This is a genomic window from Vibrio sp. 10N.222.54.A3 (assembly GCF_041474095.1).
GTDB lineage: Bacteria > Pseudomonadota > Gammaproteobacteria > Enterobacterales > Vibrionaceae > Vibrio > Vibrio crassostreae_C.
The window spans coordinates 853-24,167 of record NZ_JBFRTN010000044.1; the positions used below are offsets into that span (position 1 = coordinate 853).

General features: G+C 45.2%; 19 protein-coding genes, 2 tRNA genes and 1 pseudogene. 12 read left to right on the top strand and 10 right to left on the bottom strand.

Translation table 11 applies throughout. The features are described 5' to 3' along the window. Positions 1–2,273 (bottom strand): VCBS domain-containing protein (locus AB4507_RS10575; RefSeq protein WP_372182633.1); only part of this gene is annotated, 2,273 nt, incomplete at its 3' end. 233 nt (positions 2,274–2,506) lie between these two features. Between AB4507_RS10575 and AB4507_RS10580 the strand changes: the two genes are divergently transcribed. The 5 genes and pseudogenes from AB4507_RS10580 (at position 2,507) to AB4507_RS10600 (ending at position 10,068) form a co-directional block, all read left to right on the top strand. Beyond that, positions 2,507–2,971, top strand: coding sequence for a hypothetical protein (locus AB4507_RS10580; protein ID WP_372182634.1), 465 nt, complete (start codon positions 2,507–2,509; stop codon positions 2,969–2,971). Between the two features lie 99 nt (positions 2,972–3,070). Next, positions 3,071–4,510, top strand: a complete 1,440-nt coding sequence (locus tag AB4507_RS10585; RefSeq protein ID WP_372182661.1) for a TolC family protein — start codon at positions 3,071–3,073, stop codon at positions 4,508–4,510. Positions 4,511–4,521: 11 nt separating this feature from the next. Then, positions 4,522–6,264: an efflux RND transporter periplasmic adaptor subunit gene (locus AB4507_RS10590; protein WP_372182635.1), complete on the top strand. Its 1,743-nt coding sequence runs from the start codon at positions 4,522–4,524 to the stop codon at positions 6,262–6,264. After that, positions 6,261–9,388 (top strand): annotated as a pseudogene (locus tag AB4507_RS10595) (efflux RND transporter permease subunit). Before AB4507_RS10590 ends, AB4507_RS10595 begins: the two are co-directional and overlap by 4 nt. Positions 9,389–9,495: 107 nt before the next feature. Further along, positions 9,496–10,068 (top strand): cupredoxin family protein, encoded by a 573-nt coding sequence (locus AB4507_RS10600; RefSeq protein ID WP_372182636.1) that lies wholly within the window; start codon positions 9,496–9,498, stop codon positions 10,066–10,068. 126 nt (positions 10,069–10,194) lie between these two features. On the opposite strand, the gene AB4507_RS10605 is transcribed toward AB4507_RS10600, so the two are convergent. The 3 genes from AB4507_RS10605 to AB4507_RS10615 form a co-directional block, all read right to left on the bottom strand. Further along, positions 10,195–10,452, bottom strand: a complete 258-nt coding sequence (locus AB4507_RS10605; RefSeq protein WP_065583933.1) for a hypothetical protein — start codon at positions 10,450–10,452, stop codon at positions 10,195–10,197. Positions 10,453–10,759: 307 nt separating this feature from the next. After that, positions 10,760–10,834, bottom strand: a tRNA-Gly gene (locus AB4507_RS10610). Between the two features lie 38 nt (positions 10,835–10,872). Beyond that, positions 10,873–10,947, bottom strand: a tRNA-Gly gene (locus AB4507_RS10615). A gap of 525 nt (positions 10,948–11,472) precedes the next feature. Here AB4507_RS10615 and AB4507_RS10620 point away from each other — a divergent pair. The 6 genes from AB4507_RS10620 to AB4507_RS10645 all read left to right on the top strand — a co-directional run bounded on the left by AB4507_RS10620 (position 11,473) and on the right by AB4507_RS10645 (position 16,941). Further along, positions 11,473–12,636 (top strand): threonine/serine exporter family protein, encoded by a 1,164-nt coding sequence (locus AB4507_RS10620; RefSeq protein WP_004731486.1) that lies wholly within the window; start codon positions 11,473–11,475, stop codon positions 12,634–12,636. A gap of 178 nt (positions 12,637–12,814) precedes the next feature. Further along, positions 12,815–13,153 carry a zinc ribbon domain-containing protein YjdM gene (locus tag AB4507_RS10625; protein WP_102320743.1) on the top strand — a complete coding sequence of 113 codons (339 nt, stop codon included), beginning with the start codon at positions 12,815–12,817 and terminating at the stop codon, positions 13,151–13,153. A 71-nt stretch (positions 13,154–13,224) separates the two neighbouring features. Continuing rightward, complete coding sequence (locus AB4507_RS10630) at positions 13,225–13,719, top strand: GNAT family N-acetyltransferase (RefSeq protein ID WP_102398003.1); 495 nt, start codon at positions 13,225–13,227, stop codon at positions 13,717–13,719. 92 nt (positions 13,720–13,811) lie between these two features. Beyond that, entirely contained in the window at positions 13,812–14,243 is a 432-nt protein-coding gene (locus AB4507_RS10635; RefSeq protein ID WP_102320745.1) for a GNAT family N-acetyltransferase, read from the top strand. Between the two features lie 140 nt (positions 14,244–14,383). Next, a complete protein-coding gene (locus AB4507_RS10640) occupies positions 14,384–15,745 on the top strand; it encodes a DUF1800 family protein (protein WP_372182637.1) in 1,362 nt (453 codons plus the stop codon). An 8-nt stretch (positions 15,746–15,753) separates the two neighbouring features. Further along, positions 15,754–16,941 (top strand): DUF1501 domain-containing protein, encoded by a 1,188-nt coding sequence (locus AB4507_RS10645; protein ID WP_372182638.1) that lies wholly within the window; start codon positions 15,754–15,756, stop codon positions 16,939–16,941. A 68-nt stretch (positions 16,942–17,009) separates the two neighbouring features. Here the strand turns inward: AB4507_RS10645 and AB4507_RS10650 are convergent, their stop codons facing one another. After that, positions 17,010–17,621: a LysE family translocator gene (locus AB4507_RS10650; RefSeq protein WP_372182639.1), complete on the bottom strand. Its 612-nt coding sequence runs from the start codon at positions 17,619–17,621 to the stop codon at positions 17,010–17,012. Between the two features lie 102 nt (positions 17,622–17,723). On the opposite strand from AB4507_RS10650, the gene AB4507_RS10655 reads away from it, so the two are divergent. Further along, positions 17,724–18,605: a LysR substrate-binding domain-containing protein gene (locus AB4507_RS10655; RefSeq protein ID WP_017062668.1), complete on the top strand. Its 882-nt coding sequence runs from the start codon at positions 17,724–17,726 to the stop codon at positions 18,603–18,605. Positions 18,606–18,668: 63 nt separating this feature from the next. Here AB4507_RS10655 and AB4507_RS10660 read toward each other — a convergent pair whose 3' ends face one another. The 5 genes from AB4507_RS10660 to AB4507_RS10680 all read right to left on the bottom strand — a co-directional run bounded on the left by AB4507_RS10660 (position 18,669) and on the right by AB4507_RS10680 (position 23,259). Further along, a complete protein-coding gene (locus tag AB4507_RS10660; RefSeq protein ID WP_102320749.1) occupies positions 18,669–19,613 on the bottom strand; it encodes an ADP-ribosylglycohydrolase family protein in 945 nt (314 codons plus the stop codon). 218 nt (positions 19,614–19,831) lie between these two features. Further along, positions 19,832–20,755, bottom strand: coding sequence for an amino acid ABC transporter permease (locus AB4507_RS10665; RefSeq protein WP_102320750.1), 924 nt, complete (start codon positions 20,753–20,755; stop codon positions 19,832–19,834). A 138-nt stretch (positions 20,756–20,893) separates the two neighbouring features. After that, positions 20,894–21,703: a transporter substrate-binding domain-containing protein gene (locus AB4507_RS10670; RefSeq protein WP_017067595.1), complete on the bottom strand. Its 810-nt coding sequence runs from the start codon at positions 21,701–21,703 to the stop codon at positions 20,894–20,896. Positions 21,704–21,715: 12 nt separating this feature from the next. Continuing rightward, entirely contained in the window at positions 21,716–22,513 is a 798-nt protein-coding gene (locus AB4507_RS10675) for an amino acid ABC transporter permease (RefSeq protein ID WP_102320751.1), read from the bottom strand. Next, complete coding sequence (locus tag AB4507_RS10680; protein WP_065583924.1) at positions 22,513–23,259, bottom strand: amino acid ABC transporter ATP-binding protein; 747 nt, start codon at positions 23,257–23,259, stop codon at positions 22,513–22,515. Before AB4507_RS10680 ends, AB4507_RS10675 begins: the two co-directional genes overlap by 1 nt. Between the last annotated feature and the right edge of the window lie 56 nt (positions 23,260–23,315).

Consider the following 23,315-nt stretch of genomic DNA (forward strand, 5'->3'; position numbering starts at 1 on the left):
GTGACCTTGATCGTCGAAGGGGTGCCATCGATGGACGACACCGTGAAGGTCTCTTCGACCTTATCGCCGACATTCAATTGATTAAATGCACTGTTGGCGGTGAACGCCCAATGTCCATTAGCATCAATAGTCAGGTCACCGTTGGTGCCAGTAATTGAATCCGGTGTGAATGCATTATCTGGATTATCCACGTCGGTACTGGTCAATGTTCCTGAAGTCGTTACTGCTTTGTCGGTTTCATCGATGGCAACGGTCGCACTGCTGACAGTAGCTTTGTCATTAGTGCCATTTACTGTGATAGTCACTTGATGCGGCGTGCCATCAGCAGATTGAACCGTGATGGTGTCGGTAGCGGTTGCTCCTTTACCTAATGCTTGAACGGCAGGGTTTTTATTATCAAGATCGTACGTCCAAGAACCAGTATCGGTCAGATGAAGCGTACCAAACGAGCCTACGATATCGGTGTGAGAGAAGTGTGCCTCGCCAGTATCCACATCCGTTACCGCAAGTGTGCCCGAGGTCTGAAGTTGGGACTCTTCGGTTACCACTCCAGCACTTGTTCCGCTTATCACGGCTTTATCATTGGTGCCGATAACGGTAATTGTAATTTGATGAGGAGTGCCGTCGGCGGAGTGGATGGTTATGATGTCTGTTGTCGCAGAACCTTGACCAAGAGCTTGAACTTGTGGTTTTTTATTATCTAGGTCATAGGTCCAATCGCCATTGTCTTTAAGGTGTAAAGTACCCAGTGTCCCCTTGAGGTCGGAATTAGAAAAATGCGCCTCTTTTGAGTCGATATCGGTGATGTTGAGTTGGCCCGAAACCGTTAGGTCTTTATCTTCAGTAACTTGGCTTGAGCCATTACTTTTCCCGATAGCGAAAAACGAACTTGGTGAATTTGCTGTACTACTCGTGATTACCGCATTGTCGTTGGTGCCATTAATCGTGACCATAACTCGATGCGCTGTACCATCAACTGAGTGAACAGTGACGATGTCTGTCGCAGTTGAACCTTGGCCAAGTCCTTGAACTACAGGGTTATTGTTATCTAAATCGTATGTCCATGCACCGTCTTTGGTGATGCTGAGCGTACCGAAATTGCTAGTTACTTGTGATGCCTGAAAATGATCTTCTCCAAGATCTGGGTCCTTTACTGAAAGTTGCCCTTGAACTTGTGTCGTTAAATCTTCAGTTAACGTGCCAGCATCCACACCCGTGATAACAGCATTGTCATCGTTGCCACCTATTGTCATATCGATGGTTTGCGGTGTGCCGTCTTTGGTGTGAATAGTGAAGCTTTCGTGCAATGAAGTGGCTGCGGTTAAAGCTTGAACATTAGAGAGCGAGTTATCAACTTGATACTGCCAATGTCCATCAGCATCGATAGTTAATGAACCATATTTACCTGAGATAACTTCCGGCTTCAACGAACTTTCATTTTGATCAGGGTCTATGACATCAATTTTACCGTTGGCATGTAACAAGCCTTGTGAATCAATATTATGATCTTCTGTGACAACGCCAGTTAAGTCTCCTGAAATACTTGGCGTATCTTGTTTACCTGTGACCGGAACTTGAACAATGACACTCGAGCCGTTAGATAGATGCAACAAGAAATGGTCAGTGCCTTGTTGGTGCTGATTCAACAGGATGTATTGAGGGGATTTTGGGTTCAATACAAATGTGTATTGACCATTTGCATCAACATGAAGCTCTCCGTACGTACCTTTTATGACTTCTTGCATAAAGGTGACGGGTAAAGCGGGCGTCGTAGGCGCATTCGAATGAGTCGGCTGACCGTTACTCCCTGAGGAGATAGTCGGCATCGATACCGAAGGAATGTAATGGACTTGCGGGTGCGAAAGCGTCGATAAATGATGAGAAGGAACCAAGTGAGAGCTCGAACCATGGGCGGCATGACTTGCACTTAAGGTTGAGTTTACGTCGCTGTCACTCGTCTGAGCTTCTTGATGAACAACCGCTGATGAGTCCGCCTTACTATGGTCATCGGTGACATCTTTTTCGGTCACGTTATTTGCGGTTACTTGATCTGCAGCGTCACTGGAATTGTCTATGCTCTCTGCAGCAGCGTGTTTAGCCAATGATGGCAAAATCATCATGAGTGACTGAAAAAGTGGGATATTCACTTTTAGATGTGAATGCAGTCTGCGCTTCTTTTTTTGTGTTGGTTTCTTTTGTTCTAGCTCGTTACTTTTCTTATTTTTGATTTCTGTATTTTTCTTGTTTGTTTCGACGTTTTTTTTGTTAGCCATTTTTATCATCCGTGAATCGTGGTTGCACTGTCTTAAGTAAAATACACAGATAGAGGTTTCGCTAGCTAATTGGATAATTTTTAAAGAAAAAACTGCAAAGTCGAAGAATTATCTCATTTTGATGAAAGAGAGGATGAATACTTTTTCAACGGTCAGGTAAATATCGGCACAATGGCATTGACCTTACCCTAAGGGGAACGTTTATAGTTGCGTTGTAAATTCAAAGGTAAGCTATGACAAACACATTCCGAAAAACTTTGATTATTGTTTTCAGCATCATTGCGATGTTGATGTCTAGCTATGCCTCAAGCTCCTCAGCCTTGATGACTGAAGTAATGATGATGGAAATGGGGTCGAGCAAGTCGGCTTGTTACCACAGCGATACTTCGGTTAATGATTCAATGGCAGGGTGTCATGTGATGAGTGAAGAAGTACACGCTGAAGACTCTAACATGAGTGCCCATGCTTTGATGGCTCAATTCGATATGTCTTCAATGAGCGAAGACGGCAGCTCGATGATGGGTAACCATTGTTCGAGTGCCGATTGCTGTGCCTCAATGTGTTCTGCAAGTCCCTATCCAATTCAGGCTGTTCAAGCCGTTGATCAACTTTCCTTTTCATTAGCTCGTTTTCAATCGGTCACGATTGGCCAGAAAGTCGCACGCGCTCAATCTTTGCTACGCCCACCTTCCGCATAAATCTATATCTAAAAATACAGCTCTATCAGTTAGATAAACCTGATAAGCCATTCTTTTTTATGCGCTAATTAGCGCTAGATATGGACATTCATTGTGAATATGAAACCAACAACCTCTGTGTTTGTCATGAACACGAGCTTAGTGGTTGCTGCCTTGCCTATGGCCTTGTTTTCAAGTGCTACGCTCGCGGCTACCACGGCGTCAGCTTCAAATGCTCAACACATTTCAGCACATGACCAAGCAAGCTCGACGCAGCAACTCAATACACTGATTGAGATTGCTTTAAGCGAAGATGGAAATCGCAAACAGTACTTTGCTCAGTCTCAAGCGATGCGAGAAACGGGCATTGCCAGCTCGACCTTAATGGACCCGAAATTGAAAGTTGGATTTGGCGGTTTGCCTGTCGATAGCTTTCAATTCGACGAAGATCCGATGACCAATATATCGGTAGGGCTGATGCAGCAGTTTGAGCGTGGCGATACGCTTAACCTCCAACAGAAAAAGGCAGGCCAACAGGCAGATGCTTTAGCTTTGCAGGTACAAGCAAGAGAATTGACGGTTGCAAATAGCATGACGCAGCTTTGGCTTGAGTTAGGTTATCAGCAAAAGGCTGAGTCGGTGATTCGTCAAAATCGTCGTTTGTTGGTTGAGCTTGAAAACTATGTACAAACCAATTACTCGATTGGTAAAAGTGAAGCGCAAGATCTGCTTAATGCTCAGCTTCAAGTGAGCAAGCTTGATGAGAAACTTCAGGCAAACAAGCAGGTTCAGCGCCGCTTAATCTCTCAGCTTTCTGAATGGTTGGGTTCTGATTGGCTAGGCTCTCAGGTTCTTGATTCTCAGGGCACACTGAATGCAACTAACCAAATCGATTGGTCGTTGTTGGAAAGCAAATTAGCGACCAATATCGATTCAACCAAGCACTACCAGCTACTGACTGACCATCCTTTGGTTAAGATCTCCGATGTCAGTATTTCCTCCAATCAAACTCAGGTCGAGTTAGCCGAGCAAGCTTATACCCCGCAGTTTGGGGTGGAAGTGATGTATGCACACCGTCAAGCCAATAACATGGCGGGTGAACCTGCTTCTGATCTGGTGAGTGCTTATCTGACAGTCGACATCCCGCTGTTTACAGGGAGCCGACAAGATAAGAACTTATCGGCTGCTCAGTATCAAGTTGGTGCGGCCAAATCTCAAAAAGACACCTTACTTTCCCAAATGAACGCGCAAGTGAACGCATTGCTGGTGGACAGATCAAATCTGATCCAGCGATTAGATCGCTATCAAACGTCCTTGCTTCCTCAAACCGCAGCCCAAATCAGCGCGGTTGAGAGGGGCTATCAAAACAATACCGCTCAGTTTAACGATGTCATTTTAGCAACGATCGATGAGCTGGCGCTTAAGTTAGAGCAACAACGTTTGATCACCGATCTCAACATCGTTAACAGCAAACTGGCGGCGTTAGTCAGTGGCTTTGAATACCAAGTAAACCAACCACAACTCAGCTCAAGCGCAACTAAACACACAGCCAATCAATAAGGGAATAGACAATGAGTACAGTAAAAGTAGCAACAATCGCTTTATTGGTCGGTGGTGCATTGGGTTTTGGTGTGAACCATTTTCTAATTAATCCAACACATAACATGTCAGCAATGGCAACGAGTACAGGCGCAGATGTAAGTAAACAGGCCAGCGATGAGCCTTTGTATTGGGTAGCTCCGATGGACCCAAATTATCAGCGTGATAAGCCGGGCCAGTCGCCAATGGGGATGGATCTTATCCCTGTGTATGCAGACGATGTGAACGGCGGAGCTAAAGATAAGCCCGGAACCGTGTTTATTGATTCTTCCGTGGAAAATAACCTTGGCGTGAAAACCGCACAAGTCACACGAGAAGCGCTATCACCGCGCATTGAAACCGTGGGTTATGTGGCGTTCGATGAAAGTACATTGTGGCAAACCAACGTAAGAGCAGCTGGTTGGGTTGAGAAGCTCTACATCAACGCAGTGGGTGAGAAGGTAAACAAAGGTGATGTACTTTTCACACTCTATTCTCCAGAGCTTGTTAAAGCACAAGAAGAGTTGATCAGTGCTTATAAAACGGGTCGTAAAGGTTTGATCAAGGGCTCGACTGAACGCTTGGTCACCCTAGGTGTAGATAAAGCGCAGATACGATCCATCGCTCGTAAAGGGAAAGCCTCGCAAACCATCGAAATCAAAGCGCCTGCGGATGGTGTCATCGCTAGCCTGAATATTCGAGAAGGTGGTTATCTTTCACCTGCACAAGCGGTGATCAGTGCTGGCCCATTAGGCGAGGTATGGGTTGATGCTGAGGTGTTTGAGCGCCAAGCACACTGGATCTCATCAGGCAGCAATGCCGAAATGACACTGGATGCGATTCCCGGTAAGGAGTGGCAGGGCAACGTCGATTATGTCTACCCAATTCTGGACCCGAAAACTCGAACCTTGCGCGTTCGTTTGAAGTTCTCCAATCCCCATGGCGAGCTTAAGCCAAATATGTTTGCAAATATTGCGCTGAAACCCATTAGTGATGAAGCGGTTCTTACTATCCCAAGATCTTCGGTGATTCACTCCGGTGGTATGACTCGAGTGGTGATGTCAGAAGGTTCTGGCAAGTATCGCTCTGCTCGTATTGAGGTTGGTCGTGAAGCTGGCGAAAAAATAGAGGTGCTTCAAGGGCTAGAGCAAGGTGAGAGTATTGTCACTTCTGCACACTTCATGTTGGATTCTGAATCGAGCCAATCAGCTGATCTGTCACGCATCAATGGTGTTGAGGAAGAAGCGGAAACCGTATGGGCAAACGGTGAAATTTCCGATGTTATGCAAGGCAGCCGTATGGTGACGATTAACTATCAGCCTGTTCCAGAATGGGATTGGCCGGGCATGGTGATGAATTTCACCTTTGTGGAAGGCTTGGACATGAGTGACGTGCAACGTGGTAAGGCAATTGACTTTGAGATGAGAAAGACAGAGTCAGGGCAGTACGAGGTTGTGGATTACAAGGTGAACAAACACAAGATCGCTGGCGAAGTTTGGGTAACGGGTGACATCACTATGTTGATGGCAGATTTTGGCATGATCACCGTAAAACATCAGCCAGTCCCTGAGTGGAATTGGAAAGCGGGTGAAATGAATTTCCAAGCCAGTGATGACCTTGATTTATCTGAGTTTTCCGAGGGTCAAACCATTCGGTTTCTAGTGGCGAAGCAAGGTTCTGATTATGTGCTCAAATCTCTCGAACCGACGAATAGCACGGGTGAGGGCGAACTATGATCAATGCAATCATTCGCTGGTCTATTAGCAACCGCTTCTTAGTGTTGGTTGCTACTGTAGCCATCGTATTTGGCGGCTTATACAGCGTTAAAAATACACCTGTCGATGCCATTCCTGATTTGTCAGATGTTCAGGTGATCATCAAAACCAGTTATCCGGGGCAAGCCCCACAAGTGGTCGAGGATCAGGTGACCTATCCATTGACCACCGCCATGTTAGCTGTACCGGGTGCTGAAACAGTTCGTGGCTACTCGTTCTTTGGTGATTCCTATGTCTATATCATCTTCAATGACGATACCGATATGTACTGGGCACGTTCACGAGTGTTGGAGTACTTAAGCCAAGTTGCACCTAACTTGCCATCGAGTGCCAAGCCAACACTAGGACCCGATGCAACCGGTGTGGGCTGGGTTTACAGCTACGTGTTGAAAGATAAAACAGGTCAGCACGACTTAGCGGAACTTCGTAGTTTGCAAGATTGGTTCTTGAAGTATGAATTGCAAACTGTAGAAGGCGTGTCTGAAGTGGCGACCGTTGGTGGCATGGTGAAGCAGTACCAAGTACAGATTGATCCTGCCAAGTTACGTGCTTACGACCTAACGCTTCAGCAAGTCAACAAGGCAATCCAAGATGGTAATCAAGAAACAGGAGCGTCTGTTGTTGAGATTGCGGAAGCCGAACATATGGTTCGTACCACCGGTTACCTGACAAGCATTGAAGACATTCAATCTTTGCCGCTAAAAGTGACTGACAAAGGTACTCCTTTGTTATTGGGCGACATTGCCGATATTAACCTTGGCCCACAAATGCGTCGTGGTATCTCGGAACTCAATGGTGAGGGCGAGGCGGTTGGCGGCGTTATCGTGATGCGCTTTGGTGAAAATGCCAGTGAAGTGATCGACTCGCTGAACTGCAAGCTGGCTTACCTGATGGTGTCGAGATTGTCGCGACTTATGACCGCTCTACTTTGATAGATTCAGCCGTTGAAAACCTTTGGAAGAAGCTGGCTGAAGAATTCATCGTGGTCGCCGTGGTGTGTGCGCTGTTCTTGTTCCATATCCGCTCATCACTGGTTATCGCACTAAGCCTGCCTGTTGGTATCTTGGGTGCATTCATTGTGATGCATTGGCAGGGTATTAACGCCAATATCATGTCTCTTGGCGGTATAGCGATTGCGATTGGCGCCATGGTGGATGGTGCCATCGTGATGATCGAGAACGTTCATAAACACATTGAACGGACTCCGCTCACTGACAAAAACCGTTGGCAGGTGATTGGTAAGGCAGCAGAAGAAGTTGGCGCACCGCTGTTCTTCTCTCTGATTATCATTACCTTGAGTTTTGTGCCTGTGTTCGCGCTAGAAGGGCAAGAGGGCAAGATGTTCTCGCCACTTGCCTTTACCAAGACGTATGCAATGGCCGCTGCAGCCGGTTTGGCTATCACGCTTGTTCCTGTGTTAATGGGTTACTTCATTCGTGGCAACGTGCTACCTGAACACAAAAACCCAGTAAACCGCAGCCTAGTGGCGATGTATAAACCGCTTCTGAACCTCAGCCTAAAATATCCAAAGGTGATGATTGTTATCGCACTTGGCTTAATGGCGTCTGCTTATTACCCAACCAGTAAGCTTGGCAGCGAGTTCATCCCTCCTTTGGACGAAGGGGATTTGATGTACATGCCAACCACGTATCCGGGCATCTCAATTGGTAAAGCGCGTGAGTTGTTGCAACAAACCAACAAACTCATCAAAACCATTCCAGAAGTCGAAACCACGTGGGGCAAAATTGGTCGAGCAGAGACAGCAACCGATCCTGCGCCACTGACTATGATTGAAACGGTTATTCAGCTTAAACCGCGAGATCAGTGGCATGACGGTGTCACTACGGAGTCTCTGCGTAAAGAGTTTGATGATCTGATTCAATTCCCCGGTTTGACCAATGCTTGGGTCATGCCAATCAAAACGCGTATCGACATGTTGGCGACCGGTATCAAAACGCCAATTGGTATCAAAATCGCAGGCCCAGATCTGAGCGTGATTGAGGATATTGGCTCTCAACTTGAACCCATCCTCAACAGCGTCAGTGGTACGGCTTCTGTCTACGCTGAGCGTGTTGCGGGTGGTCGTTATGTGACGATAGACATCAAACGTCGTTCTGCTGCGCGATATGGCTTGAGCATTAAAGAAGTGCAACAGGTTATCTCGACTGCGGTTGGTGGCATGAACGTGGGCGAAACCGTTGAGGGGCTAGAGCGTTATCCAATCAATGTCCGTTACCCACAAAGCTATCGTGATTCTGTCGTTAAGCTGCAGAACCTGCCGTTAGTGACACCAAATGGAGCGCGAATTGCTTTGTCTGATGTTGCAGATATTCGCTATGAAGATGGACCACCAATGATTAAGACGGAGAACGCGCGTCCTAATGGCTGGGTGTTCGTTGACATCGAAGGGCGCGACCTTGGTTCTTATGTGGCAGAGGCGCAAAAAGTCGTTACAGATCAAATCGTCTTACCTGCGGGTTATTCACTGGCGTGGTCTGGTCAATACGAATACATGGAGCGTGCGAAGGATCGTTTGAGTGTCGTTGTGCCAATCACCATCGCCATCATCATGTTGTTGCTCTACCTCAGCTTCCGCCGCGTCGGTGAGGTGATGATGATCATGCTGACATTGCCACTCGCAATGGTTGGTGGCCTATGGCTGATGTATGTCCTCAATTACAACTTCTCCATTGCGGTGGGTGTGGGCTTTATCGCCCTTGCCGGGGTTGCTGTTGAGATAGGTGTGATCATGTTGGTCTACCTAAACCAAGCATGGCACTACAAGAAATTGGATGCGGAGCAGAACCAGCAAGCACTTCAGAGTGAAGACTTAACGGATGCGATTCGTGAGGGCGCAGGACTGCGTGTTCGCCCAGTGATGATGACGGTACTTACCGTGATCATTGGCCTCATTCCAATTATGTATGGTGAGGGAACGGGCTCTGAAGTGATGCAGCGAATTGCAGCGCCGATGATAGGCGGAATGGCGTCTGCACTATTGCTTACCCTACTGGTGTTGCCTGCAATCTTTAAGCTCTGGAAACAGCGTGAGATTATGCATAGCCAAAACGAGACAAACAAATAACGCACTGACTATAAAGCCCTTACTTGCGAGACAGGAGTAGGTAAGGGCGCACCATATGAACATGTGAAACTAACAAATAAATAACTGAATTAATCTAAGGAACGACGATGAAAAAGACACTAATTGCGATTACACTGACGTTAACTACTTCAATGGCTTTTGCTGAAATGGACCATTCAAATATGGACCACTCAAATATGGATCACTCGATGATGAAGAGTGGAGAGATGGATCATTCAAAAATGGATCACAGCATGATGAAGGATGGAAAGATGGATCATTCAATGATGATGAACATGGACGGTATGTCTGAAGTAGGCATGCCTGCGACGGGTGCAAAACCGGATAAAGTGGTTCATGTTTTACTAAGTGACGATATGAAAATTACCTTTAAGAACAAGGTCGAAATTGAGCCGAACGATGTTGTGCAGTTCGTTGTGATGAACACAGGCAAGATCGATCACGAATTCTCAATTGGTTCTGCCGCAGAGCAACTAGAGCATCGTGAAATGATGAAAAACATGGGTAATCACGCACATGATTCGGGCAGCACAGTTACAGTTAAGCCGGGCAAAGCGAAGCAATTGCTGTGGCATTTCCATGGTGATAATAACGTAGAGTTAGCGTGCAATATCCCTGGTCACGCTGAAGCGGGTATGGTGAAGTCGTTAACGCTTTAGACGTTAATCAATAGCGCTTTGTTGAATTAGAAATTCAATGAGGGCTAGAAAATTAAAGATAAGTCTTAACTTATACCTAAAGCGCTTTGCTGTGAGGGATTCGCTGAGGCTTATCTTTATTTATAGTCACTGTAGCAAGATAGAAGTTTCAAGCAGATGGTGTGCTTCGCCGCTCAGATGCGGTAGCTCTGCCATGATCTTTTTAAACTTGTCATCGATTGACTCTGCTTCATTCAGCGATCGAAAAGCCAGTACAGCCTGTTCAGGCTCGCTGTTCACATAACCTTTCAATGTATCTAGCTGAATTTTATTGGCATTTTCAACTTTTGCTAGCGCGACATTAATTGCTTCGATGCTAATTGTTAACTCATTGCTTTTAAACATTTTTTATTATTTATGGGTTGTTGCTAATGCGCGCACATTAACACAATGATTTTTGCAGATATTGACCAAGATTATTAAATTGGAACAATTTTGAAAATCATTAAAAGCTGAACTGCAATGTGTGATTTGGATAGGTGTCAGAAATACGAAGCGAATTAAGGAGTTAATAGCTTTGGTTGGTCAATCTAAGCTTAAACAAAATAAGTTTAATCAGTATAGATTTAATGACTATGGATTTAACTAACGGAGAAAGTTTTTGAATAGCGTGTCGCTGGAATAAAGCACGTCATGGAGCATAAGGAGAAGTTGGAGCGTGCAGCGGGAATCGAACCCGCATCATCAGCTTGGAAGGCTGAGGTAATAGCCATTATACGATGCACGCACACTGTCTTAAGAGTAAGACTGAGGTATCAAGAAGACTGGAGCGTGCAGCGGGAATCGAACCCGCATCATCAGCTTGGAAGGCTGAGGTAATAGCCATTATACGATGCACGCACATCGTCTTAACGAGTTTGATAATGCCACATCTAACTGAAAACGAAACCTTTTTCTTTCATTTTTATTCTAAGTGCTCGCATAACCACCACTCCGCTAGTTTTTCCATCATGTTCGGCGTTTTCAGAGTGAATAAAATGTGACTAAAATCTCGTAAAAGGAAGGTGAGAAATAATAGTAAATGTCATGCTGCTTTTTGCGATAAATCTACATTAATTTATAAACCTGTTTTAATGGTGCTTGGCAGTCATAAATCTCATGAAAATTAAGGAATTTGGAGTGTTAACATAAACCTGGTTTTTATTCGTGTTTTGGATTTCGTTAATAACAATCTGAATGCATAAATTTAACTTATTAATTTGTCAAAATATTCAGTAAACTAATCCCAAATGACTAGAGTTATAGGCACTTATAAGCCTTTGCAGAAAAAAGTAACGAGTTCAGTTGATAATTCACGCAAAAGTCTCGTCATTCCGTCTATCGTTTGGTACATTTGCCGCACATTTTGTCTCCCCTAAAATTCCCATGCCTTCTCAGTTCCGAATTAACAAAATTGTTGAAATTGGTGACACTCTTCACCGCAGTGGTTGTGCTCCTTACAAGCTAGAGAAATACACTCAATTCTATGCAAAAAAGCATGGTGTGGATGTGATGATCCAAGCAACGCCAACTGCGATTAACTATCAATTTCCAGACGATAACAACGCCGTTATTCTTAAGCGTCTAAAGCCTGCGTCAATTAACCTGAGTTTGTTGGCCAATACGATCATTCGTATTAACCAACCGAGCAGTGAGCCTGTACCAGAGCCTGTCGGTTACTCTAAATTTGTGACGGCACTTGCCAATATGGGTATTCCGCCTGCGTATTTGATGCTGGTGGGCAGTACGTTGGAAGCGGTTGGATTTTCTGCGTTATTGGGTTTGATGGTTTGGGTATGTCAGCAAGTTCTTCATTCACGTCGTGCTATCGCGGTTGAATTCATCTCGGCACTGTTAACGGGTATTTTCGTGGCGTTTTTGGCAAGTACAGGTTTACCGATTCCTGTGTGGGCGTTGTGTATCGCCTCGATTGTCTTGTTTGTCCCCGGTTTATCCATAGCCAACGCATTAGAATGTTTGGCGTTTAATGACTTGGTTTCTGGTACCAGCTTGCTAGGGCAGAGCGCCTTAACCCTGATTAAGCTGTTTGTAGGGATTATCATGGGGCTCAACATCGGTGAAGCGATATGGGGACAAGCGGTCTCCATCGACTATACCAATGCGGTACCGATGTGGATGCACATATCTGGCTTGGTGCTGATCTCTGTTTCTATCGGTGTGATGTTCAATGCGCGACCTAAAGACATCTTACTTGGTTTACCAGTAGCGGTTCTCGGTATGTGGGGCCCGTTCTATCTAGGTTTTGATAGTGGTTGGGTTGTCGGTACTTGGGTTACGACGGTTCTTATTACTTTGTACGGAACTTGGATTGCTAAAAAGATGGAGCTCACGGGCTCTATTTATATCGTGCAAGGGATCATCATCTTGGTTCCGGGTAGCCGAGTATTAGTGAGTGCCAGCCAATCGGTGTTTGAACAATCGATTCTGCCTATCCCGAGTATTGGTTTGTCGGCGTTATTCATGTTCTCTGCAATCGTGGCAGGGCAAATCACCGCTTACTCGATTTACTCACCAAAAGTCGAACGTTAAGCCGTTCCGCTTTTCAAACCTTTAAACAAACACAGCTTAGCGGCTGTGTTTGTTCGTTTTAGGTACTGCTCTTTTTTAAGACAATTAGCTCTCCGTAAAACTTGTTAGATTTATGCTCGCTAAGCCTGACAAGAGCCATTAAAATGGAACAAATTCTATTTAAATGAAGTATTAACGTATGTCCTTACCTCCTTGTCCGCAATGCCAATCTGAATATGTCTACCCAGACCAAAACAACCTAATCTGCCCTGAGTGTGCCTATGAGTGGAATCCAGAAGAAGAGCGTTTAGAAAGAGAAGCCGCGCGTGTTAAGGACGTAAATGGCGTTGTATTGGAAAGTAGCGATAAAGTTACCTTCATTAAAGATCTAAAAATTAAAGGCAGTTCTAGCGTACTGAAAATCGGCACTAAAGCCGTGATTCGACGCATCAACGAAGGCAAAGATCACCAGCTAGATTGCAAGTTGGATGGTGGCGGTGAAATGTTGGTTACGGCGAAGTACGTTAAGAAGCAATAGTCGATAATCGGTCAAAATTGCGAGTTGCTACTGAACTAAATAGCGTAAAACCGGCGGAGAATTAACATCATATGGACATGGTTAAAGCTGCTCTTTCGCATTCAACTGCCTTTCATCACTATGTGAACGCCTGTGTTGAAGATGGGTTAGATATTTACACGGGCATTTCTGATGGCAGTGATGCCTATTTAGAAAGACGAATTGCTTATTCAAAAGGTGGGGGTTTGCCAGAAGGGTGGACGCCTGCTTCTACTTATTTTTGTTTCGAGTCTGGACGTATTCTTGGAGTGATAAGAGTTCGTCATGGCACCAGTCCGTACATTCACGATGTCATCGGACATATCGGCTACGAGACTTTGCCACAAGCGAGAGGGCGGGGTATCGCAAGTCATATGTTGTCTTGGGTTCAACGGTACGTATTGTCCGAAAGCGCTATTATTACGTGTGAGAGGGGCAATATAGCTTCGCAAAAGGTCATTGAGAAGTGCGGTGGACAATTCCTGAATACCTTTTATTCAGAGCAAGATAAACACGAAGTCTTACGTTACCAACTAGAACCAAAATGAACATTTAAGCGTGGCATTTTTGGTTGTGTCTGGGGCTCTGAATTCCGGCTTAAACGAAAATGAAACCATAGCCAATTATTGTTGGAGGTATTTTGAAGTATTCAACAAGAGCTGCTCAGTCATCAGATTATGAATTTCTGTTCGAGCTAAAAAAGGCGGCTGAATATGAGCCAATCAAGGCTGTTTTTGGCTGGGATGACCAAATTCAACGAGACATACACGCCGAAGAGTGGGCAGAGGAAAGGCCTGAAATCATTGAGTATCAGGGCAAAGCGATTGGCAGTGTGTTGCTGCAAGATAAAGGTGACCACTTCTACTTTTGCCGATTTTTCTTGCTGCCTGAATATCATGGTAAGGGTATTGGAAGCCAAGTTTTGACTGATTGTTTAGCTCACGCAGACAAGCTCAGTAAGCCAGTAGAGCTGTGTTATTTGCAAGGTAATCGAGTTGGGGAGTTGTATCTCCGATTTGGTTTTGAAATCACCTCGCAAAACGATCAGTTTGTGTATATGTTGCGCAAGTAGATATACATTTAAAATGATCACACCGTGTCTGTAACTTGATAGGCACCTGACACCCATCTAACGTAAAACCTTGTAAAGCTCCCTATGCTTGATGACTAAGCGATTACACTTAGAAAAGATCGAGCGTAAGGGAGTGTGCAATGAATTATTACCCGACTTCAAAAATCGTGGGTGAACAAAGGTTTGGCTTTGGGCCAAAACTAGGTCAAACAACCTATTATTCTCCTGTAGAACAGTTGGATAAAAAGCCATTCGTTCACCAAGCTATACAAGACTTACCGAGTACTGAATCTACTCTGATTAAAGTAGGAGAGAATCGTGTACAACGAATGAAGGCCAAGGGTGACGAACAACAGATGCAAGCCACGAAGAAAGAAGCGCAGTCTTTTCTTCGAACGCAGTATCGACAACAAGCTCAAGCTCGCCACCTACAAAGTGTTGAAACTCCTTATGGTTTTCAAGAGCGCATCATTCAGTTTTGGAGCAATCACTTCGCCATCTCGGTCGATAATCGAAAACTGATGCCCTTGGCCGCCAGCATTGAAAACGATGTGGTTCGCCAGCATTGGAATGGTAACTTTGGCGAGATGCTGATGGCTTCTTCTAAACATCCTGCGATGCTTCTGTATCTCGACAATCAACTCTCGATTGGTCCCAATTCAAAAGTCGGAAAGCGCCGTAATAAGGGGCTCAATGAGAACCTCGCTCGTGAGATCTTAGAACTCCACACTCTTGGCGTTGACGGTTCTTACACTCAGCAAGACGTCATTGCCTTAGCAAAAGCGATTTCAGGCTGGGGCATTAAATTCAAATCTCCTGATGCTGGGTTTCGATTTGCTAATAACCTGCATGAGCCAGGAAGTATCACACTGCTTGGAAAGGCTTATTCTCAATCCGGCGTCTCGCAAGGAGAGTCGTGTTTAAAAACCTTAGCGACCCACAAAGACACTGCTGCGTACTTGGTTGGTAAGCTGTGCCAGCATTTCATTGGCGACATACCTAAAGAACTCTCAGAGCAAATGGTTGCTGAATATCTGAGAGGCGAGGGGAATTTACTGCCTGTTTATCGCTTGTTATTGAACAGTGCTGAGGCGAGTAAACCTAACCCTAATCGTTTTAGACCGCCGAAGGAGTGGCTGTTTGCCGTTCTTCGTAGTGCCGATATTTCTTTAAACGAGAAACAGGCATTCAATGCACTCAACAATTTAGGGCAGCCTCCTTTTAAACCGGGTTCACCTGCAGGCTGGTCGGATCAAGACAGAGACTACAATAGCCCTTCGGCGTTGACTCAACGTATGCAAGTTGCGAATAGGCTTGCGTCTGCTGCAATAAAATCGGCTAAAGCGTCAGGAGTTAAGCCGAAAGCGGTAGTGGATAAAGTGATCGCGGGTTTATATGGCGATGCTATTGATGAACACACCCAAATTGTATTGAACAAAGCCGACAGCGCTGCAATGCAACTTTCCCTGTTGTGGCTATGTCCGCAGTTTCAATATCGTTAGGATTGGGTATGAAAAAGTCAGATTGTTCTCAGAATAAAGCGCCACATAGTATTAACCGCCGCCAGTTCATGGGTATTGCGGCGGCTGTTGGCGTCAGTGCGATGCTGCCATTTCCAAGCTTTGCCAAAACAGGTTCAGACAATATCTTCATTTGGGTATCACTGCGTGGCGCGATGGATGGTTTAAATGTTGTAGTGCCGCATGCCGATCCGGATTACTCTAATTTGAGACCCAACATCGGATTAAAACCTGAACAGCTAGTGAAGTTGGATGATTTCTTTGGGCTTCACCCATCCCTAAAGCAATGCCATCAATGGTATGAGAGTAACGAACTCAGCTTTGTACACGCTTGTTCAACCGCTTATCGCGAGCGCTCACATTTTGATGGACAGAAGATATTGGAGAATGGCACTTCCGACCCGTTTAACACCGTAGGGTGGATTAACCGTTTACTCACGTTGAGCTCAGAAAAATACGATGGAATAGCGATTGATTCGGGCTTACCACTCATCATGCAGGGCGAATCGAACGTTGCAAGTTGGTACCCAAACCGCTTAAAAACACGTGATAAACAAACGGAACTGCTGGAAGAGTTGTTTCAAAGTGACCAAATGCTGTCTTCAAACTTTGAAAGTGTCATGAAGATAGATCAACTGGTAGGCGACCAAGGTGTCGGCAAACAGTTTAGATCATTGATGGGTAAAACAGGCGACATATTGTCGGCTGATAACGGACCAAACATCGCAGCGTTAGAACTCGGTGGGTGGGACACTCACGCCAATCAAGGCAACGTAAATGGACGGTTGAGTAATCAGCTTAAAACTTTGGATGTTGGGTTAGCGGCTCTCAAAGCTTCACTAGGTGATCGTTGGCAGAAGACAGTGATCATCGCGGCCAGTGAATTTGGTCGAACAGCAAAAGAAAACGGCACCAAAGGCACCGACCACGGCACTGGCAACGTCATGTTTGTTGCGGGTGGTGCGCTGCCATCGTTGAAAGGAGCGGGTGGTAAGGTTATTACCAATTGGCCGGGCTTGAGCCAAAGCCAGCTATATGAAGGCCGAGACCTTAGTCCAACGACTGATATGCGTTCGGTTATCAAGGGTGTGCTCAACCGACATTTATCGATAGAAGTGAAACAACTCAACGCTATCTTCCCTGATAGTGCCGATATTAGACCGATGAATCTTGTTTAGAGTTTTACCAAGACCCAGTTAGATGCGATTCAGTCGTTTGAATCGCTCTCTATTTGTGACTCGCTTGTTTACGATTTAATCGCCAACAGTGCTCCGAACGTCACTAAGCCAAATCCACATGCTTGATTAAGCCTTTTCTTTGCTCTCAATAGATGCTTTTGCAATGTATTCGAAGTAAACAGCATAGCGACAACGCCAAACCATAAACCGTGAAGAACGATCATGTAAAGCCCATAGCCGAGCGCGACATGCTGGTTTTCTGCATCAGGTGAGATGACTTGGCTGAAGATGCTCAAAAAGAACAACATGGTTTTTGGGTTGATCACGTTACATAAGAAGCCTTGGGCTAAATAGCGCCAAACACTGGTGCTTTGCTTTGCATCTTCCATCGGTGCAAGCTTGTTGTCCGCACTCAAGATACCTTTTAGCCCTAGATAAATAAGGTAGGTTGCACCTGCGTATCTAATCATGTCAAACAGCTGCTCATTCTGTGAGATTAAGTAACTGATCCCAAGCATTGAATAACTGATGTGAGCACAAATCGCTAAACTCACACCGATTGCAGTCCAAATCCCTGCTTGTCTTCCTTGGTTGACACTGTTTTTCAAAACTAAAACGAAATCAGCGCCTGGGCTGATAACAATCAATAGTCCCAATACTGCTAGGATTAACCACTCCATAATGACTCCAACTCTTTATATTTGATGAGCCAGCATTGTATGGTTTTTTATTGCTGCCTATAATCGAAATGACTTCCACCTATCTGTGAGAAAAAATCACACATGAGACATTTGAAAGCATTTCATATTTTCCACGTAGCAGCGCATTCGAGTAGTTACAGTGAAGCGGCGGATAAACTCAATATCACACATGGCGCGGTGAGTAAGCAGATCAAGGTATTGGAAAATCACTTATCCCAAGTTTTGTTCTACAAACAGGGCAGGAATGTGTGTCTCACCAAAGAAGGGGAATTACTCAAAGGTTACACAGAGCAAGCGTTCCAAGCCTTGGAGACTGGAGTCCATAAGCTTAATCAGCTGAATCATCAAGCGTTGGAAGTTTCATGCGAACCCACATTGACCATGCGTTGGTTAATGCCTCGACTCGGTGATTTCTATAACGAATCCGGAATTGATGTTCGATTGTCGACTGCTGGTGGGCCTGTGAACTTGAATGCGACAGGGCTCGATATGGCGATTCGCCGAGATGACTTTAAATTAACCGAGCGTTACGAACAGATACCACTAGTTGAAGAGTGGGTAGGCCCTGTGTGTTCCCCGGGTTATTGGCAGCAGGTAAAAGATAACTTAGATGATGTGAAATTACTGCACAGCAGTACACGGCCAGGTGCTTGGAGTCATTGGGGTGCTATCACTATAGATAAAGTTAATGGTGGAGAGTGGTCAAAAGCTCGAGCGAACCAAACATTTGCACACTTCTACTTTTGCTTTCAGGCGGCTGTCGATGGGTTAGGCATAGCGCTTGGGTCTTATCCACTTGTCGCCGACGATCTTGAAAGAGGTAACTTGATCGCGCCGTTTGGCTTCGTACCTTCTGGTCACCAGTACATATTGCTCACGCAAGATAGCAACCATGAAGAGCCAGAAAGCCCGTTTGTTGTTTGGCTGAAGAATGAGTTATCGCAGTGTGTTCCAACTTTATAGGAACGACATCCGACCTAGAAGTGTGCTTGTCTTATGTCAGGCTCTAGTTCGTTGTTGTGGAAATCACTCAATAGGCAAAGACAGCACGCCACCATTGAGTTCGACTTGTTTTAGCCATTCGGTTGGAATTTCGCCATCTCCTTCGTAGAAACACGCCGCTAATACCGCGCCAATTACAATCGCACGACCGCAGCTGTCACCACCACATAAGATGTTGTCGCGAATGCCTTGTTGATAACTCTGAGCACCTGCAATAATGCGAATCAGCAAGGGGAACGCGGCACTCAGTTCACAATGCAATCCAAACTTCTTCGCGGCATCTGTAATCGAAAGCTCAGGATCAGCCAGTGCTTCGTCGATTTGATCGTGTATGAACTTGCTACAAGTTTGTCGCACCATTTCTACCGATTGCAGTGGAGAGTTGCCTTGAATTGCCGCTTGAACCAATAAGGTGATGGCTTGTGCCCATTCCACGGCTTTGTCGTTGTTGTTGGTCACTCGTACCGCACTCTCTACCATTGCCGGTAAGGTGTGAGAGGTGTAAGTACACGCCACTAAAGGAATTAGCTTTGAAACAGCAGGTAGCTGGGTGTCATCAGCGCCACAGGCTGTGATTGGAGCTTCTGTTAGCTCTAGTTTATGTATGTTCAGCAAGCTCATACGAGTCGCTTTATCAATGTAACCTTGCCAACTGCCACCAAAATCAAACCAGAAACGGAAGTGCTTAATGTAACTCGCTTCGTCGTAGTGTTGATTATCGGCTAGGCTATCGACCATCGCCAATAACTGAGCACCGTATTGTGATTGGTCGCCAGCGGTTTTACCTTGGTGGGCGAAGTAGCCTTTGTCTTGATAATCGAACTGGTTTGGTGAGCGAAATTCTGGTTCAAAACCCGCCACGTGCAAGATCCTCTCTTGGTCATACAACCAATGCAGCCCCATGGAAGCGGCGTCTCCAACCAATGCGCCAACAACGGCGTAAAAAGCTCTTTCTTTATGATTGTCCATGCTGAGTGAAGTCCTTGAGAAGATCCAATGGAATTTGATACTTCAAGTATAGTGACTAAATGATGGGTTTGCTGTGTTTCAGTAGAGAGTTTTCAAGCAATTAATCCTGATTGGTCAATGAGTTAAACCAATCAGGGTAAGTGGATGAATATTATGACTTAGGTGGCTATGTTGACATCTAACAGACGCTTGAATACACGTCTAAATAAACAATGACACTAGCGGTTAAGGTAAACACTCGAGCGTTGTTCAATGACTTTGAAAATACGTGAAAGGGTGAAACATAACGCGAAGTAAACCGCACCAACAATCAGCCAGATCTCGAAGATCAAACCGGAAGAGTTCGCCATTTCAGTGCCAACAAATGTCATCTCTTGAATCGAAATCAGGGATACAATCGAGGTATCTTTTACTAGAGAAATTGCCTGACCTGCTAAAGGCGGTGTGATGGCCGTTAATACTTGCGGGCCAACCACAAATCGATACTTAGACAACGCCGATAAGCCGAGTGAATCGGCCGCTTCCCATTGCCCTTTAGGAATACTTTCTAAGCCAGCTCGAATCACTTCTGCGATGTAAGCCGAAGAGAGCAAACCAATACAGATAACACCAGACGCCAAGTTTTCCCAAAGGTTAGCAGGACCAAACAGAAAGGCTTGAACAGCGTTAATCTCGCCGTTGTGTTCACGTAAGATACTTTCTAAACCAAGTAATGGAATCAGTTGGTTAGAAACGAAGAAATAGAATATGAAGACAAAAACCAGTGGTGGAATATTTCGAACCAGTTGGATAAAAATCAGTGCAGGCGTTCTGAAGAAAGCGATTTTAGAGTGCCTAGCAACGCCAAGTAATGTGCCAAAAGAGAGTGCTAAAACCATGCTCCAAACACTCAAGCGCAGTGTCGCGATCAAGCCTTGGAAAAAGTAAGGAATATTGCCTTGAGAAGGCGGAATGAAAATCAGGGTAAACGCATCTTCCCAGCGCCAATGGTAGTTAATACCAACAGCGGAACGATAATAAAGCCAACCTGCGAACGCGAAAATGATCGCAAACAACACTCCATCTAATAGATTGAGGCGTTGATACCAAGGCTTCGTGTGAAGGTTGGGCTTGGGCGTTGATAATGCGCTAGTACTACTCACGTCATTCCTGTTTAAACAATGATAATTAATATGCTGTGAGAGTGGCTATGAGTTTATAGCTATCTCGGGTGTTTCTTAAAAGACAGTACCAGCAAGGTACTGCCTTGATTGGTTCTTTAGCGTCTAATTGGCAGTTGATTACTGACCTTGAGCAATCTGGTCTTGCCAATCTAGAGTAGAGAACCAGTACTCGTAACGCTCTTTCAACCAACCGTCTTCAGTACGTGCTTTGATCCACTCGTTGAAGAATTCTGTCTTGTCAGTTTCACCTAGGCGAACTGCAAATGCTTCATTACCTTTTGATAGGCGTTCTTCGAATGGAATAAATAGCGTGTCTGCGTTTTTAATCGCTTCGTGTTCTGGTTTCGGGCTAGACGCGATAACCGCGTGTGCGTTGCCGTTTAATACTTCTTGGAATGCTTGAGCATCGTCATCGAACTGTAGAACTTTCGCTTTAGGGAAGGTTTCACGAGCTACTTGCACTGTGAATGCACCACGACGCGCTGCAATTTTTACACGGCGAGAATCAAAATCAGAGATTTGTGTAAAACCTTCTGCTAGCTCTTTATTCGCTGCCAGTTGAACGCCAGAGTGCGAGTAAGGTTCAGTGAACAATACGCTTTTAGCGCGAGCTTCAGTGATAGACATACCGCCAATGATTACATCAAACTTGTTCGAAAGTAGAGAAGGAATAATGCCATCCCATGCCGTCGGTACGAATTCAACTTTCCAGCCAGAATCTTCAGCAAGACGTTTTGCTACATCGATTTCAAAGCCAACAAGATCGCCTTGTTTGTTACGCATCGCCCAAGGAACAAATGTCGACATACCAACGCGTAGAGAGCCACGTTCGTTTATTTTGTCTAGGTTAGGCGTTTCAGAAGCAAGTGCAGGCAAACTGACGGCAAGCGCAAGTAGGGCTGTAATTGCGGTTTTAAATAGCTTCATGCTGATAAATCCTTATTGTGTTCGCCAGTTAGCTCCGAGCTTATGCTCAAGCCAAGCTGCAACGGCAGAAAGTGAAAGTGTAAGTGCAAGGTAAATGATCGCCACAGAGAACCAAATCTCAAATGGCATCGCGGTTTCAGAAACTATGTTTCTGGCTTCGGTTGTTAGGTCAAAGATAGCCATGACACTCACAATTGAAGAGTTTTTAATAAGAGAGATCACTTCATTGGTCAAAGGTGGCAAGGTGCGTTGCACCACCTGAGGAAGAATCACATCCCAGTAAGTATAGGTCTTTGATAAGCCCAAGGATTGAGCTGCTTCAAATTGTCCTCTCGCAATACCATTTAAACCAGCACGAAATATCTCGGCGGTGTAAGCGCCTTGGAAAAGTGCCAAGGCTAAAACGGCAGTGCTAAAACGATCCAGCCCTAATACGGGGCCAAATACAAAATAGAGCAAATAAATTTGTACTAATAACGGCGTGTTACGAATCAACTCAACATAGCTGGTGGCTAAGGTGCGTCCAACCACCGAATTGGAGTTTCGCAATAGGGCTGTGGTTAAGCCAATCACCAGCGTTGCAACCAAAGAAATCAGAGAGATATTGATGGTAACCAGTAGCCCTTCAACTAACTCTGCAGGCCACCATTCGCCATCTTCATAGAAAGCAATATAGTCCGGCACGCGCTCCCATTGCCAGCTGTATCCCATGGTTTGTGCGCCAGAATCGAGAATCCAGACAACAGCGGCCACTAGTACAACAATTTGTATTAGAGCGGAAAGGGCTGGTTTAATAATTCGAATCAACATCAATAAGTCAGGATCTGATTTAGGAACGCTTGAGTACGTTCATGTTGAGGGTTTTCAAAGAGCGCTTGTGGGGTATTCGATTCCACAATTTGTCCTTCATCCATGAAGATAACGCGGTCGGCCACTTGTTTTGCAAAGCCCATTTCGTGGGTCACACACACCATAGTGATGCCTTCGCTCGCCAGTTCAACCATCACATCGAGCACTTCGTTGATCATCTCCGGATCAAGCGCTGAAGTGGGTTCGTCAAACAAGAGTAATTCCGGCTTCATACACAGGGAACGGGCGATAGCCACGCGTTGTTGCTGACCGCCAGAAAGTTGCACTGGGTATTTGTTGGCTTGTTCTGCAATGTGCACACGCTCGAGATAGTGCATTGCTATTTTTTCGGCTTCTTGTTTGCTTTTTTTAAGCGTACGAATTGGAGAAAGAGTAAGGTTCTCAAGCACGGTAAGATGGGGGAATAAATGAAAGTGCTGAAACACCATTCCGACTTGGCCCGGTGTGTTGAACTTACCCGGGAGTACTTTTTCTAGCACGGAAAGTTCGCCACTTTCGAAAGGTTCTAGCTGATTGATACAACGGATCAAGGTTGATTTACCCGAACCAGACGGCCCGCAAATCACCACTATCTCTCCTTGTTCAATATTTAAATCGATATCCTTTAGGGCATGAAAATCACCATACCACTTGTTAAGTGACTTAAACTTAACCATTTCCTTGAGATTGTTCAAATCGTTGTTCATACCTAGTAAAGAGACAGGTTTACCTTAACAATATAGAAATATGATTGCACATAAAA

Excerpts from the sequence above, each read along its gene's own strand:
- AB4507_RS10675 (WP_102320751.1), bottom strand. The coding sequence starts at position 22,513 with ATGTTGATTCGAATTATTAAACCAGCCCTTTCCGCTCTAATACAAATT.
- AB4507_RS10640 (WP_372182637.1), top strand. The coding sequence starts at position 14,384 with ATGAATTATTACCCGACTTCAAAAATCGTGGGTGAACAAAGGTTTGGC.
- AB4507_RS10655 (WP_017062668.1), top strand. The coding sequence starts at position 17,724 with ATGAGACATTTGAAAGCATTTCATATTTTCCACGTAGCAGCGCATTCG.
- AB4507_RS10670 (WP_017067595.1), bottom strand. The coding sequence starts at position 21,703 with ATGAAGCTATTTAAAACCGCAATTACAGCCCTACTTGCGCTTGCCGTC.
- AB4507_RS10620 (WP_004731486.1), top strand. The coding sequence starts at position 11,473 with ATGCCTTCTCAGTTCCGAATTAACAAAATTGTTGAAATTGGTGACACT.
- AB4507_RS10645 (WP_372182638.1), top strand. The coding sequence starts at position 15,754 with ATGAAAAAGTCAGATTGTTCTCAGAATAAAGCGCCACATAGTATTAAC.
- AB4507_RS10625 (WP_102320743.1), top strand. The coding sequence starts at position 12,815 with ATGTCCTTACCTCCTTGTCCGCAATGCCAATCTGAATATGTCTACCCA.
- AB4507_RS10605 (WP_065583933.1), bottom strand. The coding sequence starts at position 10,452 with ATGTTTAAAAGCAATGAGTTAACAATTAGCATCGAAGCAATTAATGTC.
- AB4507_RS10600 (WP_372182636.1), top strand. The coding sequence starts at position 9,496 with ATGAAAAAGACACTAATTGCGATTACACTGACGTTAACTACTTCAATG.
- AB4507_RS10630 (WP_102398003.1), top strand. The coding sequence starts at position 13,225 with ATGGACATGGTTAAAGCTGCTCTTTCGCATTCAACTGCCTTTCATCAC.
- AB4507_RS10590 (WP_372182635.1), top strand. The coding sequence starts at position 4,522 with ATGAGTACAGTAAAAGTAGCAACAATCGCTTTATTGGTCGGTGGTGCA.
- AB4507_RS10660 (WP_102320749.1), bottom strand. The coding sequence starts at position 19,613 with ATGGACAATCATAAAGAAAGAGCTTTTTACGCCGTTGTTGGCGCATTG.
- AB4507_RS10580 (WP_372182634.1), top strand. The coding sequence starts at position 2,507 with ATGACAAACACATTCCGAAAAACTTTGATTATTGTTTTCAGCATCATT.
- AB4507_RS10680 (WP_065583924.1), bottom strand. The coding sequence starts at position 23,259 with ATGAACAACGATTTGAACAATCTCAAGGAAATGGTTAAGTTTAAGTCA.
- AB4507_RS10585 (WP_372182661.1), top strand. The coding sequence starts at position 3,071 with ATGAAACCAACAACCTCTGTGTTTGTCATGAACACGAGCTTAGTGGTT.
- AB4507_RS10650 (WP_372182639.1), bottom strand. The coding sequence starts at position 17,621 with ATGGAGTGGTTAATCCTAGCAGTATTGGGACTATTGATTGTTATCAGC.